The sequence below is a fragment of the Erythrobacter sp. RANMB8 genome, from assembly GCF_056848235.1.
Window position 1 is genome coordinate 58,538 of the sequence record NZ_JBREHG010000016.1, and the last position, 16,253, is coordinate 74,790.

At 60.4% G+C, this 16,253-nt stretch carries 15 protein-coding genes; 5 read left to right on the top strand and 10 right to left on the bottom strand.

All coding sequences use genetic code 11. The features are described 5' to 3' along the window. The first annotated feature begins 30 nt into the window (after positions 1 to 30). On the top strand, positions 31 to 591 hold the full coding sequence (locus ACU0AG_RS14885) for a hypothetical protein (RefSeq protein ID WP_482783065.1): 561 nt from the start codon (positions 31 to 33) through the stop codon (positions 589 to 591). A 580-nt stretch (positions 592 to 1,171) separates the two neighbouring features. Further along, the gene (locus ACU0AG_RS14890; RefSeq protein WP_482783066.1) at positions 1,172 to 1,579 is read left to right on the top strand and encodes a hypothetical protein; all 408 of its coding nucleotides are present in this window, start codon (positions 1,172 to 1,174) and stop codon (positions 1,577 to 1,579) included. A gap of 82 nt (positions 1,580 to 1,661) precedes the next feature. On the opposite strand, the gene ACU0AG_RS14895 is transcribed toward ACU0AG_RS14890, so the two are convergent. After that, positions 1,662 to 2,372, bottom strand: coding sequence for a thermonuclease family protein (locus ACU0AG_RS14895; RefSeq protein WP_482783067.1), 711 nt, complete (start codon positions 2,370 to 2,372; stop codon positions 1,662 to 1,664). 387 nt (positions 2,373 to 2,759) lie between these two features. Between ACU0AG_RS14895 and ACU0AG_RS14900 the strand changes: the two genes are divergently transcribed. Next, positions 2,760 to 3,341, top strand: a complete 582-nt coding sequence (locus ACU0AG_RS14900) for a hypothetical protein (protein ID WP_482783068.1) — start codon at positions 2,760 to 2,762, stop codon at positions 3,339 to 3,341. Between the two features lie 229 nt (positions 3,342 to 3,570). Here the strand turns inward: ACU0AG_RS14900 and ACU0AG_RS14905 are convergent, their stop codons facing one another. From ACU0AG_RS14905 to ACU0AG_RS14920, 4 genes are all read right to left on the bottom strand, one after another. Further along, positions 3,571 to 3,738, bottom strand: a complete 168-nt coding sequence (locus ACU0AG_RS14905) for a hypothetical protein (protein WP_482783069.1) — start codon at positions 3,736 to 3,738, stop codon at positions 3,571 to 3,573. A 252-nt stretch (positions 3,739 to 3,990) separates the two neighbouring features. Then, positions 3,991 to 4,944, bottom strand: a complete 954-nt coding sequence (locus ACU0AG_RS14910) for a fumarylacetoacetate hydrolase family protein (protein WP_482783070.1) — start codon at positions 4,942 to 4,944, stop codon at positions 3,991 to 3,993. Between the two features lie 20 nt (positions 4,945 to 4,964). Beyond that, on the bottom strand, positions 4,965 to 7,562 hold the full coding sequence (locus ACU0AG_RS14915; RefSeq protein WP_482783071.1) for a bifunctional 3-(3-hydroxy-phenyl)propionate/3-hydroxycinnamic acid hydroxylase: 2,598 nt from the start codon (positions 7,560 to 7,562) through the stop codon (positions 4,965 to 4,967). Between the two features lie 4 nt (positions 7,563 to 7,566). Further along, on the bottom strand, positions 7,567 to 8,673 hold the full coding sequence (locus tag ACU0AG_RS14920; protein WP_482783072.1) for an MBL fold metallo-hydrolase: 1,107 nt from the start codon (positions 8,671 to 8,673) through the stop codon (positions 7,567 to 7,569). A gap of 102 nt (positions 8,674 to 8,775) precedes the next feature. Between ACU0AG_RS14920 and ACU0AG_RS14925 the strand changes: the two genes are divergently transcribed. Continuing rightward, positions 8,776 to 9,420, top strand: coding sequence for a TetR/AcrR family transcriptional regulator (locus ACU0AG_RS14925; RefSeq protein WP_482783073.1), 645 nt, complete (start codon positions 8,776 to 8,778; stop codon positions 9,418 to 9,420). Between the two features lie 296 nt (positions 9,421 to 9,716). Here ACU0AG_RS14925 and ACU0AG_RS14930 read toward each other — a convergent pair whose 3' ends face one another. The 5 genes from ACU0AG_RS14930 to ACU0AG_RS14950 form a co-directional block, all read right to left on the bottom strand. Next, a complete protein-coding gene (locus ACU0AG_RS14930) occupies positions 9,717 to 9,962 on the bottom strand; it encodes a hypothetical protein (protein ID WP_482783074.1) in 246 nt (81 codons plus the stop codon). A gap of 188 nt (positions 9,963 to 10,150) precedes the next feature. Beyond that, positions 10,151 to 13,246 carry an efflux RND transporter permease subunit gene (locus ACU0AG_RS14935; protein WP_482783075.1) on the bottom strand — a complete coding sequence of 1,032 codons (3,096 nt, stop codon included), beginning with the start codon at positions 13,244 to 13,246 and terminating at the stop codon, positions 10,151 to 10,153. Position 13,247: 1 nt separating this feature from the next. Further along, entirely contained in the window at positions 13,248 to 14,330 is a 1,083-nt protein-coding gene (locus tag ACU0AG_RS14940; RefSeq protein WP_482783076.1) for an efflux RND transporter periplasmic adaptor subunit, read from the bottom strand. A gap of 23 nt (positions 14,331 to 14,353) precedes the next feature. After that, positions 14,354 to 14,767 (bottom strand): PaaI family thioesterase, encoded by a 414-nt coding sequence (locus ACU0AG_RS14945; protein ID WP_482783077.1) that lies wholly within the window; start codon positions 14,765 to 14,767, stop codon positions 14,354 to 14,356. Then, the gene (locus ACU0AG_RS14950) at positions 14,764 to 15,651 is read right to left on the bottom strand and encodes an alpha/beta fold hydrolase (protein WP_482783078.1); all 888 of its coding nucleotides are present in this window, start codon (positions 15,649 to 15,651) and stop codon (positions 14,764 to 14,766) included. Before ACU0AG_RS14950 ends, ACU0AG_RS14945 begins: the two co-directional genes overlap by 4 nt. Before the next feature lie 35 nt (positions 15,652 to 15,686). Between ACU0AG_RS14950 and ACU0AG_RS14955 the strand changes: the two genes are divergently transcribed. Further along, entirely contained in the window at positions 15,687 to 16,199 is a 513-nt protein-coding gene (locus ACU0AG_RS14955; protein ID WP_482783079.1) for a MarR family winged helix-turn-helix transcriptional regulator, read from the top strand. The last annotated feature ends 54 nt before the right edge of the window (positions 16,200 to 16,253 follow it).

A 16,253-nucleotide genomic window follows, 5' to 3' on the forward strand; every position in this document is an offset into this window, starting at 1 on the left:
TCGTTTGCGGGGCAAGGAAACCCAAACATCATGAAGTCCAACCGTCATCCCGATATTCTGGCATCCCTCTCGATCATCCGCTCCCGCCCTGACACCGATCCGCGCTCGGCCATCAGTTCGCTGGCGCTGTTCACTGTCATGCGGCGTTCCGGCCTCAATGTGGCCTTTGCGCTCGAGCATCATTTCTTCGATCCCGAAGATGACGCTGCCGAGATCCTTGAAGGTGTTGCCAGCTCCATTCCTGCCGGCGCCACCGTGCTGATCAGGCAGGCCCACCAGGCGCAGGCCAATGTCGCTGCCACGCCGACCGACGCCGCATTTCTTGCTCGGGCGCTCGAAACCCACACGGTCCTTGTCTTCGAGGCCGACGAGCACGAACTCGGCGAAGCGGGCATGCTGCTAGGGCTGGATATGCCCGGGCGCGGATCGACACCGCTGCGCTGGCGTCGCCGCGCACCGCTCCATGCGCAGGCCATGTGGGTGATCTATGCTGCTTCGTCCTGCTCAGCCAAAGAGCAGCGCGTGCTGTTCTCCGCCCATGTTGCGTGGTGCGCGATCCAGCGGGCGAGGCTTGGGGTGGGGGCTGGGTGAACGGCTTGCTGGAGCAGGACGGATCGCAGGTGCTTTCAACCTCCTATGCCCCGAGATCCGGAAATTCGGACATGGCCGCTGCAAGAATCACGAATTTTTTTGCCGGCCGCCTGAATTTACGAATTCTTAAGACCTTGCCGGCTATAGCAGCGTCACTTGCGACCTGCGTGCTGGGAAAGATGCCCAAGCCGGATGGACTTAGTTAGAGTCGCTCAAACCCAATGGACCCGTACGGGACACGTGCGCGTTCAAACGGCGTTCGAGGTCACTATGAGCCACGCAGAACATCGCATTTCCACTTCCGTGGTCTCGCTCGCCGCTGCGAGAAACCCATGGAACAAGGAAAGAACGAACACACCACCCCTGAAAAAATCTGGCTGCGCCATGTCCGAATCCTTCGGAAATCGAGCCTAAGCCAGCGAATGATGATCAGTCCTACCTCACTGAGGACGAGCTCCGGGAACGGCTGAAAACCATCAATCTCAAACCGGGCAGCCGACTGCATCGCAGGGCCCAGTATCACGCCCGCAATGCCGGTATTCTGCCCGACGATCTCCTCCAGGCCGCAATCCTGGCGGCGATGACCAGCCGCAAATGCCGGGCGAACCTCGGCATCGAGCCGTTCATCATCGGGATCATGCGGTCAAAGGCTAGCAAGGTCATCGAACGGCGCGAACGAAAGATCTGGCTCGGTTTCGGGCTTCATTCGGCTGACCGGTCCGATATCGAAATCCCTGCGCCCGATCTGGAAGAAATCCGGGAGCAGCAAGAGCGCGGGATGATCTGCGCCGAGTTGCTGGCGGCGATCAGTGAAGGCGATCCCGTGGTGGAGAAGGTGATCGATGGGCAGGGCCACGGCTATCGCGGCCAAAAGCTGGCTGAATGCGCCGGGATCAGTCAGGATGAGCTCGCTACCGTCAGGCGAAGGATCAAGCGGCGAGCGGCAGCATTGCGCAACCACCTGGCTGCACTCGACCGCGCAGCCTGATTATCCGGCAATCGTGCGGCGAGATACGGGGCGGTTCATCCCATGGGCCGCCCTTACCCGATCCTGACTTGATTGCCGGCTTCTACCGGACGATCGCCCGTCGATAACCTGCTGCCTGCGCTTGAGCCTCGGTGCAAAAGTACGCCTCTGCCCGTGTCTCATCATAATAGGGCATGCCGGGAAGGTGATAGATCCATTCTCCCCGGCGGGAGTGGTTGCCCTTGATCAGACACATACCGTCCCGCTCGAACCGGCGCGGTGCTGTTCTGGCCGGGGTTGCTGCCCTGCTGCGGCGCGGCTGTTCGATCGATGCCTGCTGGCTTGCTCGGAAGTCCTCCGGCATCTGGAAATCCCATTGCCAGATTCCCGACCGCGAGGTTCGGGCGCGTGTTTCTGCTGCAGCATATTCATCGCTGTATCGCCGGAAGGCCGTTGCCCATCCCGCCGCAACCAGAGCATCGCCGACATCGACACCCGATGTCCTGCATCTCGCCACAATGCGGCCATATGCATCGGTTTCCTGCGGGACGCAGGCAAGGACGCCATCGCCGATCAGGCCTTCCAGTGCTTCCTTCGCCATGACACCGCATGGAACCGCCTGGCCATTGTCGAAACAGGTTTGGGTGTATTCTGGCGCATCGACACCGAACAAGCGCACTTCCGTGCCCGCCACGCGGAACGAGTCCCCGTCGATGACCTTGGGCGTGCCTTCAATGACGTTCGCCGACGCCAGTGCCGGAACGCTTAAGGCGGCCATGATCGCAAGTGCGCGGCCGGCTGCGATAGTGAACATGCTGTATCCTCGAACGTGCGTGCGCAGGATAATCGCGCAACGATCCTAAGAACTTATGACCGCGAGACCGCCGGATAATCGGCGAGGCGCTGACCATGCGTTGGTTACGGCGGCCAAAACCTTGCTGAGCTATGGATACCCGCCAGCCGGACGTCGGACACAGCCGGGCACCTAGGGCAGCATCCCCCTCCCCCCCCGCAGCTTTGAACGTGCTGACCCAGCTTTGACCATGCTTGATATCTGACCCCAGCTTGCTGCTGAACGTCAGAAATCAGCGGATGAATATCAAAGATACTTTCTAGTGAAGGAAATAATTGGAAAGTGAATAAGAAGGAAAAATTCTTTTCATAATCCAAATTTTTAGAACTTCATGAAATGGATCTTTAAATGAAATTAAATTATAGTAACTTCGACGTATTTGATGGTCTGCTGCATAATTCCGTTGAGATTGCCTCAATCCTTGTTGCACTTGAAAAATCTATGACAAGCAAGCGGCGGCCTCATGATTGCGACGACGATACGCTCTTTCTCGCAGGTCTGATGCCACAAGCTTTTCAAATCTGTGAGTTGACCAATCTCGTGCATGAAACGGGCTGGAATGTTGTCTACCTGTGCTTCATCATGGACAAGCTTCGCGCTGATATCGTGGAAATTGATGACGTTGTATGCTGCATCAAGGGCAGTTCGCAGGAGATCAAGTTCGCAAAGGGCGGCAAGATCTGGCAGTCCGGATGCGATGAGAAGGTCTCTATCGTCTTTCCGGAGGAGAAGCTGAAATTCTTCAAGTCTCGAAAGGGCCAGCTTCGGCTCGGGGGCATCGACAAGAAATCTCTGGAGAAGGGCTACGATCGTGCCCGCGCCACGCTCGCTCAACCCATCTCTTTGACAGGCGATGCGTCCCCCGTGCTCACCAATATCGGTAGCGTGCCTGTGGTCCACACGCTTTCGACGATGAAGAAAGCGACTTAAGCGGCCCAACCAGTCGGTGCGCGGGCCGGGCGATCATCAGGTCGCTCGGCCTTCACGACCGCGCCATCCGATTAAATGAATTGATTTTTAGGAAGCGGGTAGGAGGGAAAAGGCGAGGGCCGGGCCCGGCCCCGCGGCTTCGCCGTAGCATTTGAAATTTTAAGAAACTGTAAATCGGGAGAAACTTTTTTCCTTCCTAGTCCTACCCCGACAATAAACTTCAACATCTTCACACTTTCGAACACCCCGACAGAAGCTTGTCGGGAATTTTTCCTTCCTCTATCTGAATCAAAAATAACTGTATAAATACAATATCCTGCGGATCCTCCGCGTCGCGGAGGCCCTCGCTGGTCAGCCAGCTTTGCTGCGGAAGACAAGCGCGCGCGATCTCGTGCATGCGCTGCTGCTGCTGCTCGCAGCTCAGCCCTGCCGGTCATTTAACCGGACGCTAGCCTGCTCGGGCCGTTAATCACGGTTGTGCAGAAAAATCGTATCCCGGATCCCGAAATTTAGGAAACGACCTCGCGTCAGTCGCCCAATATGCGCTAGCTGCATGCTACGATCTGGGCCAACTCCAACTGTTTGCCGAATTGGGAGCGCGATAGTGCTGACTTGCGAGCCCTGCGCCGACTTTCCAGCTGAGGCTTACTCAGCTGGCCAACTTGATCAGGTTGCGTTGCTCACCCAGATCAATCGCGCCGTCCTGCGTGCGGATCGCGGCGGTCATCACTTGCCCGTCGCGCAGATAGGCAGGGCGCGGCAACTGGCCTTTCATGAAGGCCTTGAAGCGTTTGGTGGGTGTTAGAAACCCCGCAAGCGCCTGAATAAAAGCGGATGGCGGATGCAGCGCGACCCCGCCGGGCGTGCCGGTGGCAATCAGATCGCCTGCCGCCAGATCCATGATGCGGCTGAGTTCAGCCAGCGTTTCTGCAGGCTTGAAGATCATGTCACCGGCAAGGCTGCGCTGGCGCTGCTCGCCGTCCACCGCCAGCACCAGTTCGAGATCACGCCAGCGCGCAAGTTCGGGAGGCGAAGGCAGCACCAGCCACGGGCCTACGGGGCCAAACGTGCGATAGCTTTTCGATTTGTGGAACTGCATGTGGCTGATCTGCACGTCGCGCGCAGTCACATCATTGACGATCACCAAGCCGCCGATCCAGTCGGCCAGATTGCCCTCGGTAATGTCCCGCGGCCCGTCCCAGCCGCGCTTCAGCACCAGCCCCAATTCGATCTCGTAATCGAGCAGCCTGACATGGGGTGGTCGGGTGATCGCGGCATCGGCTGGCACGATGCAGGATGATGCCTTGGTGAAGAACACATTATTCGTGATCGCATCAGGATCGCCACCCACCTCGCGCACATGGCTGGCGTAATTGGTTGCCTGACAAATGAATTTGGCATCGCGGGTGACGGGGCTGAGAATGCGGTCAGCCTCCACGATGTCGCCGCCTTGCACGGCCTGTGCGGCGTCTTGCGGCCCGCCATTCTCGAAGAAGGCGCGGGTCGTGGCGTAATCGCCGGAGAGCAGGCGCAGGCCTGCGTGGCTTTCCGCCGCCCAGCGCACAGAGCCGGAGGTTTCGATACGGGCAATTCTAATCGGCATAGGGGTATCCTCAAAAGGGTTTACTTGGCCCACGGGCGCGACGGCGCGCTGATCGCGGCGAGGAGGCGGCGGATGCGGGCGAAATCGAGCTCGGGGCTGTTCCTGATGTTGCGCACCGCCCGCAGCAGCAGCGCCGGCGTCAGCGCGGGTTTTTCGAAGTCTGACGGAACCGGCGGGCCCCATTGATAAAGGCTCGATGCGGTCAGATGGCTCCAACCCGTGGGCGTATCGGCGGTGAGCAGATCGCCGTCGGCGTAATGCTCCAGCTTGTCGCCTGCCGGATCACGCCAGTAATCGAAGATCTGGCTGCCCAGCACATGCCGCCCCAGCCCCCAGGCATGGCGCCAACCCTTGGTCATCAGCCATTCCTGCCCGAGCGCCACATCATCGATATCGATGACTTCAAACGCAGCATGGCTGAACCCGTTGGCGACATTCTGCGCCACCACCACCGTATGATGATCGGCCGGCACATCGCCCTTGTCGCAGCGCAGGAAGGTCAACGCAGCATCATCAGCCGACAGGCATTGGACGTCCGACGGGATCAGGCCGAAAGTGTCGATATACCAGCGGGCGGTCGCAAAGAAATTGATCGCGCCCAGCACACAATGCCCGGCGCGCAGCACGGATGCGGGCTGCAATGGCGCACGGGCGAAGCTGTTGAGCCGGTCTGTCCTTTCGGGCGTATTGGCAGGGGTTGGCGCACGCACCGGGTCTTCGGCAATCACCCCCTGCCCTGTCACCGCCCAGACGGCAAAGCCTGCCGGATCAGTCAGCCGGACATGCAGCCCGCCACCCGGAAGATCGAGGGGCTCAACCGGCGAGGCCCCCGGCAGGCGTGCCAGCGCGGCAAGATCAGCCTCATCTCGCACCCGTAAGGCGAGCCCGATAAAGCGGGATTTCTTTTCGTGCATGGTGACATGGGCCGGGCCCGGCCCCGATGCGGCGCGCATCACGAGGCGACCAGGCCGGCGCTCGGCGCGTTTGAGGCCGAAATCGACCAGAAACCGCTCCATTTCGTCAAGATCGGGGCGCGCAAACATGACAAAGGCGAGATCCTGCGCCTTGGCGACAGGCGCAGCGGCGCGCTCCAGCCGGGGATCGGGCGTAATCATCGGGTGATCTCCTGTTTGCAGGGCCAGCGCATCGCCTAGCCAACCGAGCCGCCTGCGCGCAGGATCAGGCTTGAGGGCATCGGCGATAAAGCGATCAGGCCGGATGATGGCGATGCGCCGTCGCCCGATCTGTTTGGCCAGCGCCGGGTGATCGGCGTTCACAAAGCGTGCGCCAAGACGGCCCAGCATCGCCAGATCATCGGGATGAAGCGCATGGGCCGGTTCAATCCCGGTGCCGATCACCGCCCAGCCGCCTCCGATCACCTCGTCCAGCGGCACACCATCGATCACCGGCTGCACCAGCATCCGGCCCGATTGGCGCGCCGACGAACAGACAGATCCTTTCGACAGGCGGGGCCGGGGCAGCAACCCGCCTTCGTCAACATGGCGGGTATAACCCGGCACGGCGCGCATCCCAGCCATCGACCAATCGCGCAGGCCCGCACGCAAGCGGCTCGTTGGCATGATGGTTGCGCCCAGCTTGATCGCGAAATCGGTCATCGCCTTCACATGCGGGCGGCGTTCGGTCTCGTAAGTGTCGAGCAGCGTATCGCCCGAAATCCCGCGCCGCACCAGGTCGAGCTTCCAGGCAAGGTTATGCGCATCGCGCAGCCCCCCGTTCAAACCCTGGCCTGCAAAGGGCGGGTTGACGTGCGCGGCATCGCCTGCGAGCAGCACGCGCCGTTCGCGGAAACGGTCAGCGTAACGGGCATGGAAGGTGTAAACGATGGCGCGTTCAAGGGTGGAGTTATCTTCGGGCGCGTAGCCCTTTATGAGAGCACGCACGGTGTCCTCGCGCTGCAACTGTGCCGGGTCTTCGCCCGGCATCACGAGAAACTCCCAGCGCCTTCGCCCGCGTGATACCGGCAGGGTCAACGCAGGGCGCGCCGGATCGCAGAAGAACTGCATCTCGCGCACGCCGTAACCCTCGCCGATGCAGTCCACCACCAGCCATTTCTCGGCAAAGGTCGCGCCGCCAAACCCGATGCCCGCCGCATCGCGCACAAAGCTTTGCCCACCATCGCAGCCAATCAGGTAATCAGCGCTGACAAAGTGTCTCTGGCCGTCTGCATCTTCGAATGTGACCGTGACGCCGCTCTCATCCTGCGTTATGCCGACAACGCCTGCGCCCATGCGCAATTCGACATTGGCGAAGCGGTCGATGCCGTCCCGGAGCACCGCCTCCATTTCGGGTTGGTAGAAGCTGCCAAGCTGGCTGTGCCCATAGGGCTGCGAGGGCCGCGACATCCGCATCAATTCGCGGCCCTGCCCGTTGAAATAGACCACCGGCACATCGCGTTCGAGCGTGTGTTCCAGTTGATCGAGCAAGCCGATCTTCTGGAACAGCCGCAGCGTCTCGGCATCATAGGCAATTGCGCGCGGGGTGGTGAACGGCTCGGTGCGGCGTTCGAGGATCAGCACGTCCGCGCCGGACTGGCCGAGCAGATTGCCGAGCATCAGGCCCACCGGCCCTGCCCCGACGATGATGGCAAAGTACCGCACCGCCTCAGCCTTCCAACGCGCTGAAGGTGATGGCGCTGCCATCAACCGGGATGGTAATGACCATACCATCATGGCCGATGGTCACGCCTTCGGGGCGCTCCTCCGCTACCCCGCGCAGCCACGGGGTCTTGAGCAGTCCAAACACCAGCGGCGGAGCCATATGGGTATAGACCAGCTCGCGCACGCCCGCCCGGTTGGCAAGCTGGGCCGCCTCAACCGGATTGATATGGTAGCGGCTGGTATCCTTGAGCACACTGGCGAGCGTTTCCTGACCAACGCTGGCAGCCTCGCGCGCCATGATATCCTGGAAGTGATGGGCCTGCGCCTCGCTCACCAGCACGTCGGCGCCCTTGGTGGCGTCAACCAGCCCGTCGTTCAGGATGGTGTCACCGCTGATAACCACTGATCGGCCCTTGTAGGCAAACCTGTAGGCAAAGGCAGGGGATACCGGACGGTGATCGGTTTCGATGGCGGTCACGGTGACGCCGCCCTTGTTGTAGATCACCTGCGTTCGCCCGGCGGGCACATCACCCGGCTGCACGAAATCCGCGACATGGGCTGTCATCTCGCCTGCAGCGAGCGGCAACAGCCCCTTGCCATCATCATGATGGGCGTTGCGATATTGCCGATCCAACGCATAGGCCGCGTTGAAGCCTGCCACCACTTCAGCCACGCCGACGGGGCCATAGACATCGAGCGGCTGCCTGCGCCCCTGCGCCCAGCCCTGCATGTTGAGTTCGCCCAGCTCGCCAATGTGATCGGAATGGAAATGGGTGATGAAGACTGCTTCGACCCTGGGCGTGGGCACGCGCCACAGGGCGAGATTTTCCGAGGCTTCCGGGCCGATATCGACGATGAACAAGCGCCCGCCTGCAACGACCAGCGTGCAGGCCTTGGCGGCTTTTCTCAAAGGCAGTGGGCTCGATGTGCCGCACAGCAGCACCCGGATCGCATCATCGCTGGTGGCAAGCTGTGACTGGCGATCAAGCTGCGCGCGCGCACCCATCGCAAACAGCCGATCCTGCACCGCAGGCGAGAATTGAAACACGCCGAACGCTGCCAGTGCCAATCCGCCAATCGCCAGCGCTATCCATCCTGCTGCCCGCTTCATCCGCCGCCCCTTATTTGACCACTTGGTCAGTTATTGACCGATTCTGACCGACTGGTCAAGTTTGGATTGACAGAGCGTGCGCGCATCCGCACTTTTGCGAGCATGGGCAGAAAGGCAAAACCGGGCAGCGACGAAGGGCTCAGATCCATCATTCTGGCAGCGCGCGGCACTTTTGCTGCGCATGGTTATGACGGGGCAAGCTTGCGCCAAATCAGCGCCGAGGCAGGCGTGTTGCACACCGCCATGCTGTATCATTTCCCCACGAAAGACGCCCTGTGGAAGGCCGTGATGGCCGATATGTTCGAAGCATTGGAAGCGCGCTTTGCCGCGCGCACCGCTGCGCATTCGCGGGCGCAACCTGCAAGCGACCTGCGCGATCTGGCCCGTGCGCTGGTGCGCGAATTTGTGATGTTCTGTTCCGAATGCCCGGAATTGCACCGCATCATGACGAGCGAGGGGCGTAGCGAGACCGATCGGCTCAGTTGGCTCGTCGACACCTACAGCAAGCGCCTGTTCCAATCGGTGGCCGCGTTGGCGCCTGCGGCCAATCCTGTGCTGAGCGACCCGATCAGGCTGTATTATGCGATCATCGGCCTGTCGGCTTCGGTGTTTACGTTGGCCCCCGAATATCGCCGCCTGTCAGGCAAAGACCCATTTGGGGCCAGTGAATTGGCAGCCACCGCTGACATTGTCGAGGCTATCGTTTTTGGCTCGGCCAATGGCGGCGCACCTAGCAACGATGTCTGACTGGTATCCGTATGCCGAACCCAAACACCGGAAAAATGGCAAGCGGCCCGATAATTGGACGTAAGCCGCCGAACTGAGCGGCAGGAACGAGCCACCACAGGTCATGAGCACCGCCGATGCGCGATCGAAAAGCAGCCTGGCTGCTTTCGGCGGGACCCGAAGTTCGACCTAGCTGCGGCAAGTGACCGGCTTTGGGGCGGGAGCCGTCACGGCTCGGATCGGGCCGCGAATGGCGGCTTAGCCTCGCTTCTGGAAAATTCTTGCCATTCAGCAAGCGACCCCGTATCGGTCGTTCGCTATTTGTCGAAAACGACCTTTGATAGCGCGATGAAGATCAGCAAACCGCCGAGAACCCGCGTCTGCCAGTAGCCGCGCGGTTGGTAAGTTTCCAATGCCCGCCGCTCTTCGAAGAATGCTTCGTCTGCGCCATTCCTGAGCTCTTCAAGCCTTTTGTAGTGTCGTTGCCTGGGGTCTCCGTCGAGCACCCGCGGAAATGCGACCAGCAGGATACCAATGGCAAGCAGAACAAGCTGAAAAATCATGCCTTAGCGTAACATTCCGTGCGGTGAGCGCAACGGCGAAAAACCACCCGCGACCGGCCATGCGCGGGGCCGATGTGCAGCCCCGATAGCCGCCGGGCAGATTCAACGGATTTCGCGCCAGAAGCGGAAATTCGCAGATCGACCCCATAGCCGTCATCGAGAGTGATCGCCTCCAGGCGAGAGGCGGTTCAGCGATGCAGCCTGTCTCGAGCCACGGTGCGAAAACGCCCAGCTAGGCCTCTCAGATCACCCGCCGCAGAGTAAGCGGCCGGTACAACCAGCAACGTCAAGAATGTGGAAGTGGTCAACCCGCCGATGATGATAAATCCCATTGAATTGCGCCATTCAGCTGCATCCGATTGAGCAAGCGCGACCGGCAGCATCCCGAATATTGCCGCCAGCGCTGTCATCAGGACGGGTCGCAGGCGTTCGGGCGCTGCCTTGCGCATCGCAGAGGCGGGATCCATGCCTGCGTCCCGATACTGGTTGGCGAGATCGACCAGAAGGATGCCGTTCTTCATCACAATCCCCATCAGTGCAATCATGCCGATCTGGGCAAACAGGCTCATTTCCTGCCCTCCTGCCCACATGAGAAAATAAGCGCCTGAAAAGGAAAGCGGCGCGGTGAGCATGATTATGATTGGCTGCCCGAAGCTGTTGAACTGGCTTGCCAGCACGATGTAGAGGGCCACGATTGCAAGGGCAAAAGCGAAGACAATTGCCTCTCCTGTCTCGGCCAATCTTCGCGCTGTGCCTTCGGCCTGGATCGAAAGACCAGGCGGTGGCGGGTTGGACGCCAAAAGGTCCTCGACCTTTGTAACCGCGACGCTTAGCGCTACGCCGGGGGCCGTATTCGCCTGCACGGAAATTTGGCGCGATCGATCAATACGGTCGATCTCTGCGGCGCTCAATGCCACTTCGACATCAGCGATTGCGGCCAGATCGACCAGGGTGCCCTGTCCGGTTCTGAGTGGCAGGGCTTGGACATCCGAGAGGCTCTGCCGGTTGTTTTCGTCGAGGCGCACACGGACATCATAGCGCCGCCCGTCGGCTTGGAAGGTTCCCGCATCACTGCCTCCGACCAGTGTGCGCGAGGCTGCGGCAAGGCTCCGCGCCGAAATTCCGAGGTCCGCTGCGCGGTCACGATCAAGCACAATCTGCAATTCGGGTCGGCCGCCCTCATAGGTCGAGCGGACGTCGACGAAATCGGGCCGGGAAGCGAGTTCACCTTGCAGCCATTGGGCATAATCGTTGATCGCCGCTGTATCACTTCCGGTGATGATAAGCTCGATGGCAGCTTGCCCGACACCTCCGCCCGACACCCATGGAACCTCCGCCACAGATACCTCGCGTGCTCCGACGACACCTTTACTGAGGGCGTCGCGCGCGAAGGTCATCAGGTCATCTTGCGACATGTCACGGCTCCGCTTGGGGGTCAGCCCGACATAGATATCGATTTCGTTGACCTTGGGATTGGTGCCGCTTCCCGCGCTCGCAAAAACCAGTTCGACTTCCGGGTTTTCGCGCAACACGACATCAGCTTGCTGGGCTGCTTCGCGCGCTCCGGTGATCCCCGTGCTTAGGGGCAGCTTGACCGTCGCGAGAAATTCCGACCGGTCAGTGGTGGACATAAATGTGCTCGGCACAAGCGCGGCAAAAAATCCGCCGACAAGAACGCTCGCCAGAGCGCCAGTAAGCACGACATAACGTCTGCCAATTGCCCAGCTGACGAGGCGTTCGTAGCGCAGACGCATCCCGGTATGAAATCGCTCTACACGTCCCAGCCATCCATCTTCCGGATGTTCCGGACGCAGCAATCGGGCTGACAGGGCCGGCGTCAAGGTGAAGGCAACCAGCATCGAAACGCTGACGGAAAACACGATCGCCAGTCCATATTGGAAGAAGAAACGCCCGACGATGCCCTCCATGAAGGCGATGGGAACGAAGACCGCGAGCGTTGCAAATGTGCCTGCCAGCACCGCAAGGGCGACGCGCTTGGTTGCAGCATGTGCCGCCTCGGTTGGATCCACGCCGGCATCGACATCGTTCTGGATTGCCTCGACCACGACGATCGCATCATCCACCAACAAACCAATTGCCACTGTAAGCGCCAGCAAGGTGATCATGTTGATGGTGAAATCAAATGCGGCGAAAGCGACGAAGGTGGAAACGATCGAAGTTGGAATGGCGAGGAGAACGATGATCGTCGCGCGCCAGCTCAACAAGAACAGAAAGGTTACGGCCACCACCAGCAACACCGCGATGACAAGATCGAACAGCACGTCGCCGATTGCCTGTTCGATGAAGCGCGATGTATCGCGTGCGATAACCAGGTCGACCCCATCCGGTGCGCTTGCGCTTATGTCGTCGATTGCGGCCCGGATCTGCTCTGCGACTGCGACGGTGTTTTCACCGCTCTGTTTGCGCACTTCGAGCACCACACCAGGCTTGCCATCGAGCTGCGCATAGCTGGTTTCATCTTCGACCGAATCTTCGACGCGGCCGACATCGCCGATACGGACGGTCTGGCCATTCGGGCGATAGGCAATCGGAATTCTTGCGAATTCGGCTGCGCTGGCGGCTTCGGCGAGCGTGCGGATGCCGAATTGGCGTGTTCGCCCCTCCGTCACCAGTCTTCCGCCCGGAAGCTCTGCGTTTTCACGCTGGATTGCCGAGAGGACGTCGTCAGCCGTGATGCCGCGTGCGCGCATGGCGGATGCATCCAGCCAGATGCGCATTTCGCGCTCGCGCCCGCCAACCAGCTCGACCGAACCGACCCCCGGCACGCGCTGCAACCGCTCCTTCACCTCCTCGTCCGCAAAGGTGGTCAGATCGCGGATGGGCATATCGCCAGACAAGAGCACCGACAGGATAGGCGCAGCATCTGGATCGACTTTCTCGATCACCGGCGGCTCGGCGTCAGCGGGCAGATCAGCGCCAAGCCGTGACATCTTGTCCCGGACCTCCTGCGCCATGAGGTCGGCGTCTTGCTCGAGTTCGAATTCGAGATTGACGATGCTCACCCCTTCGGCGCTGACAGAACGCATCTGTCGCAGGCCCGCGATGGTGTTGAGCTGCTCTTCGACGATATCGGTGACTTCGGTTTCGATCGTCCCAGGCGACGCGCCGGGCAGTGTGGTGGTTACCGAAACGTAGGGGAATTCGACTTCCGGAAACAGATCGACTCCGAGACGGCCGAAGGAAACAAGGCCAAGCACGACGAGCGAGACAATCAGCATCGTCGCAAAGACTGGACGCCGGATCGAAACATCGGCCAGCCACATCTTACTTCTCGCCGGTCGTGCGGAGTGGTTTGACTGGCTCGCCGTCGCGCAAGGTTGCCGGAGGATCGATGATCACTTCCTCACCTGCCGCCAAGCCTGACCGGATCCGCACCTTATCGAGGTCGATGCTGTCGAACCTGACCTCGCGGCGCTGAGCCTTACCATCACGGATGATGAAAAGATGGGCGGCGGAGCTGTCGCCGAGAATGGCTGTTCGGGGCAGAATGATGGCTGGTTCGGGCGGGATCTGGATCTCGGCTCGCGCTGCAAGGCCGGAGCTTATCCGGTAGTTGGGATTGGCGATCGGCAGCCGCAATTCGATCATCCGGCTTTCAGGATCGACCCGGTCGTTTATGATGTAGACGATGCTATCGAACGGCGCGTCGAACCCTTCGATGAAAACGCGCGCTGGCATGTCTCGCCGCAGCATGTCGACATATTCCTGCGGCGCGTTGACGATAGCCGCGACGGTGCCGAGCTCCTGCAGTTGTAGAGCGGCCGACTGACCGCCTCCCGCGAAGCGATTGTTGAGATAGACCCCCTCATCAACGAGGCGCGCGGTTACGACGCCGTCATAAGGCGCGCGCGTAATCGTATCGCTCAGGGCCTGCTGCGCGGTGCCGAGTGCGGCATTGGCTTGCGCCTTTTGCGCGCGTGCAACGGCAAGCTGGGTCTCAACCGCATCGACCTGCGCTTTCGAAACGAAACCCTTCGGCGCAAGAGCTATCACGCGTTCATAGCGCCGTTCGGCTTCAATCGCTTGAGCGGTCGCAAGATCAACCGCAGCTTGTGCCTCAGCCACGTTCCGCTGATAGTCGGCTTGTCTGATGCGAAAGAGCGGCTGTCCGCGTGACACCCTGTCACCGACTTTCACAAAGATCCGCTCGACCGGACCTTCGGTGAGCGCTCCGATTGCACTGCTTTGTTTGGCTGCGATAGTTCCGAACGCCTTCACCGGTTCGTTGAGCAATTCGGTCCGGGCGATCGAGGTCTGAACCTCACGCGGGCCTTGCGGCGCCTCTTTGGCAGCCTGGTCATCAGCTTCGCCGCCTGAACAGGCAGACAAAAACAGGGCGGCAGCCATCAGAGAAGACACAGAAAAGCGCACTAGCATATATAGGCGCCTCTGCCGCTTGCCACGAGTGTGTCATCGGGGCCAAAAATGCGGGCTTCAGCCACACTGATCTGGCGCCCGGTCTTGATAACCTGTCCACGCGCGATGAGCGGGCCTGCTGTCGCGGGCCGATGATAATCGACCCGGAGATCAGCAGTAGCCGTGGCCCGGGTGCCCACCATAACCAAAGCGTAAAGGCCGGTGAGATCGATCAGCGCTGCCAGCACGCCGCCATGCGCCGCGCCAACCCCGGGGTTGGAGACAATTTCATCGCGCCAAGGCATCGTGAGTTCAAGCCCGTCTTCCGAGCAGGATCGAATTTTCAGGCCGAGCCATCGATGGAAGGGCGCAATGTCCAGCAACTCCTGCAAGCGCGCCCGATCAAGCACCATTGGCAGTTCGCTCATTGCCCTGATCCTGCCGGGCCGTGGCGGCGATTCAGAAAGCCGAGGATCGCATTCGAAAATGCATCATTGGCATCGCCCACGACCATATGGGTAGCGCCCGCGATGTCGGTATATTCAGCGTGGGGCGCGACTTGCCGCAGGTGGGCAACGGCTTCCTCAGAAACAAGATCGCTCGCCGCGCCGCGAATGAGATGCAGCGGGAGTGTCAGACTGGCCGCCGCCCTGCTGAGTTCCTGAAACTGAAGTTCCTGATTATCGGGATTGCTCCGTTTGGCCGCCATGATGCTGCGAATGAACGCTGGATCCCAATGCCAGTAAAAGCGGCCATCATCCTTTTCCCGCAGATAATGGCGCAGTCCTGCGCCAGCGCCGCGCTTACCGCGATGTGGCATGTAGCTTGCGATCACTTCCGCCGCTTCATCGGGTGACGAAAAGCCAGTTTCGACATGCTGCTCCATGAAGCCCACGACCCGCATGACGCCGTCTGGCTCCATACGCGGTGCAATATCCACCAATGTCAGCGACGCGAAGCTGCCCTGGGCAAGGTCACCCTCGGCGACCAGTCCGGCGAGGCCACCAAGCGATGCGCCGACCAGCGCGGGCTTGCAATCCATTTGGGATGCGAGCGCAACAAGATCAGCTGCGAAGTCGCGGATATCATAGGCTCCAGCATCTGACCACGCGCTGTCGCCGTGGCCGCGCATGTCAAAAGCAATCGCGCGAAACCCGGCATCGGCAAGATCGCCCGTGACCCGCTTCCACGCTCTCCTTGTCTGCCCGCCTCCATGGGCGAGCAAGACCGGTATCGCCCCAGGCTCGCCGGTGATTTCGGCGGCGAGGGCGATGCCGTCGGCCCCCTTCAGGCTGGCTATTACGGTGTCCATAGCAGTCTGCTATACTGCAAGGTGCCTTACAGTAAATGTCTTTATTTTCGCCTCGGGAAAGCTATGACCGGATCATGGTAACGCACTCGGATCAGGCTGCCGATGAAGCTGCGGCGAATTTTCTGACCGACACAGATCGGCTTGTCTTCCTGATGGAAGAGGTGACGCGGCGGCTGCGACGCACATTCGATACCTCCTTCGAACAATTCGGACTCACCCGAACTCAGTGGCGCGCTTTGGCATATCTTTATCGAACCCCTGGCATGACGCAGACCGAACTTGCCCGTGAGCTTGAGCTGGAACGAGCAAGCGTTGGTCAGGCCATTGACAGGCTTGAAGAACTTTCGCTCGTTGAACGACGTAGCGCGGTGAGCGACCGGCGCGTTTGGCACATTCACCTTATGCCTGCTGCAGTTGAATTATTACCGAAGCTCAGGGCCCAGGCTGACGCGGTCTACGGACGCCTGCTTGTCGGAACGGACATTGATGAGCTGGACCGGATAAGTGCGATATTGGCCACGATGCAGGACAATTTGGACCGCAATTGACCCGGTTTGATTTTCGATATGTCTAGGGATGGTTGCGAAAACGAAAGTCGGGTT

What these genes read in the sequence shown, in the direction of transcription:
- ACU0AG_RS14885 (WP_482783065.1), top strand. Translation starts at nt 31, where the DNA reads ATGAAGTCCAACCGTCATCCCGATATTCTGGCATCCCTCTCGATCATC.
- ACU0AG_RS14890 (WP_482783066.1), top strand. Translation starts at nt 1,172, where the DNA reads ATGACCAGCCGCAAATGCCGGGCGAACCTCGGCATCGAGCCGTTCATC.
- ACU0AG_RS14895 (WP_482783067.1), bottom strand. Translation starts at nt 2,372, where the DNA reads ATGTTCACTATCGCAGCCGGCCGCGCACTTGCGATCATGGCCGCCTTA.
- ACU0AG_RS14900 (WP_482783068.1), top strand. Translation starts at nt 2,760, where the DNA reads ATGAAATTAAATTATAGTAACTTCGACGTATTTGATGGTCTGCTGCAT.
- ACU0AG_RS14905 (WP_482783069.1), bottom strand. Translation starts at nt 3,738, where the DNA reads ATGCACGAGATCGCGCGCGCTTGTCTTCCGCAGCAAAGCTGGCTGACC.
- ACU0AG_RS14910 (WP_482783070.1), bottom strand. Translation starts at nt 4,944, where the DNA reads ATGCCGATTAGAATTGCCCGTATCGAAACCTCCGGCTCTGTGCGCTGG.
- ACU0AG_RS14920 (WP_482783072.1), bottom strand. Translation starts at nt 8,673, where the DNA reads ATGAAGCGGGCAGCAGGATGGATAGCGCTGGCGATTGGCGGATTGGCA.
- ACU0AG_RS14925 (WP_482783073.1), top strand. Translation starts at nt 8,776, where the DNA reads ATGGGCAGAAAGGCAAAACCGGGCAGCGACGAAGGGCTCAGATCCATC.
- ACU0AG_RS14930 (WP_482783074.1), bottom strand. Translation starts at nt 9,962, where the DNA reads ATGATTTTTCAGCTTGTTCTGCTTGCCATTGGTATCCTGCTGGTCGCA.
- ACU0AG_RS14935 (WP_482783075.1), bottom strand. Translation starts at nt 13,246, where the DNA reads ATGTGGCTGGCCGATGTTTCGATCCGGCGTCCAGTCTTTGCGACGATG.
- ACU0AG_RS14940 (WP_482783076.1), bottom strand. Translation starts at nt 14,330, where the DNA reads ATGGCTGCCGCCCTGTTTTTGTCTGCCTGTTCAGGCGGCGAAGCTGAT.
- ACU0AG_RS14945 (WP_482783077.1), bottom strand. Translation starts at nt 14,767, where the DNA reads ATGAGCGAACTGCCAATGGTGCTTGATCGGGCGCGCTTGCAGGAGTTG.
- ACU0AG_RS14950 (WP_482783078.1), bottom strand. Translation starts at nt 15,651, where the DNA reads ATGGACACCGTAATAGCCAGCCTGAAGGGGGCCGACGGCATCGCCCTC.
- ACU0AG_RS14955 (WP_482783079.1), top strand. Translation starts at nt 15,687, where the DNA reads ATGTCTTTATTTTCGCCTCGGGAAAGCTATGACCGGATCATGGTAACG.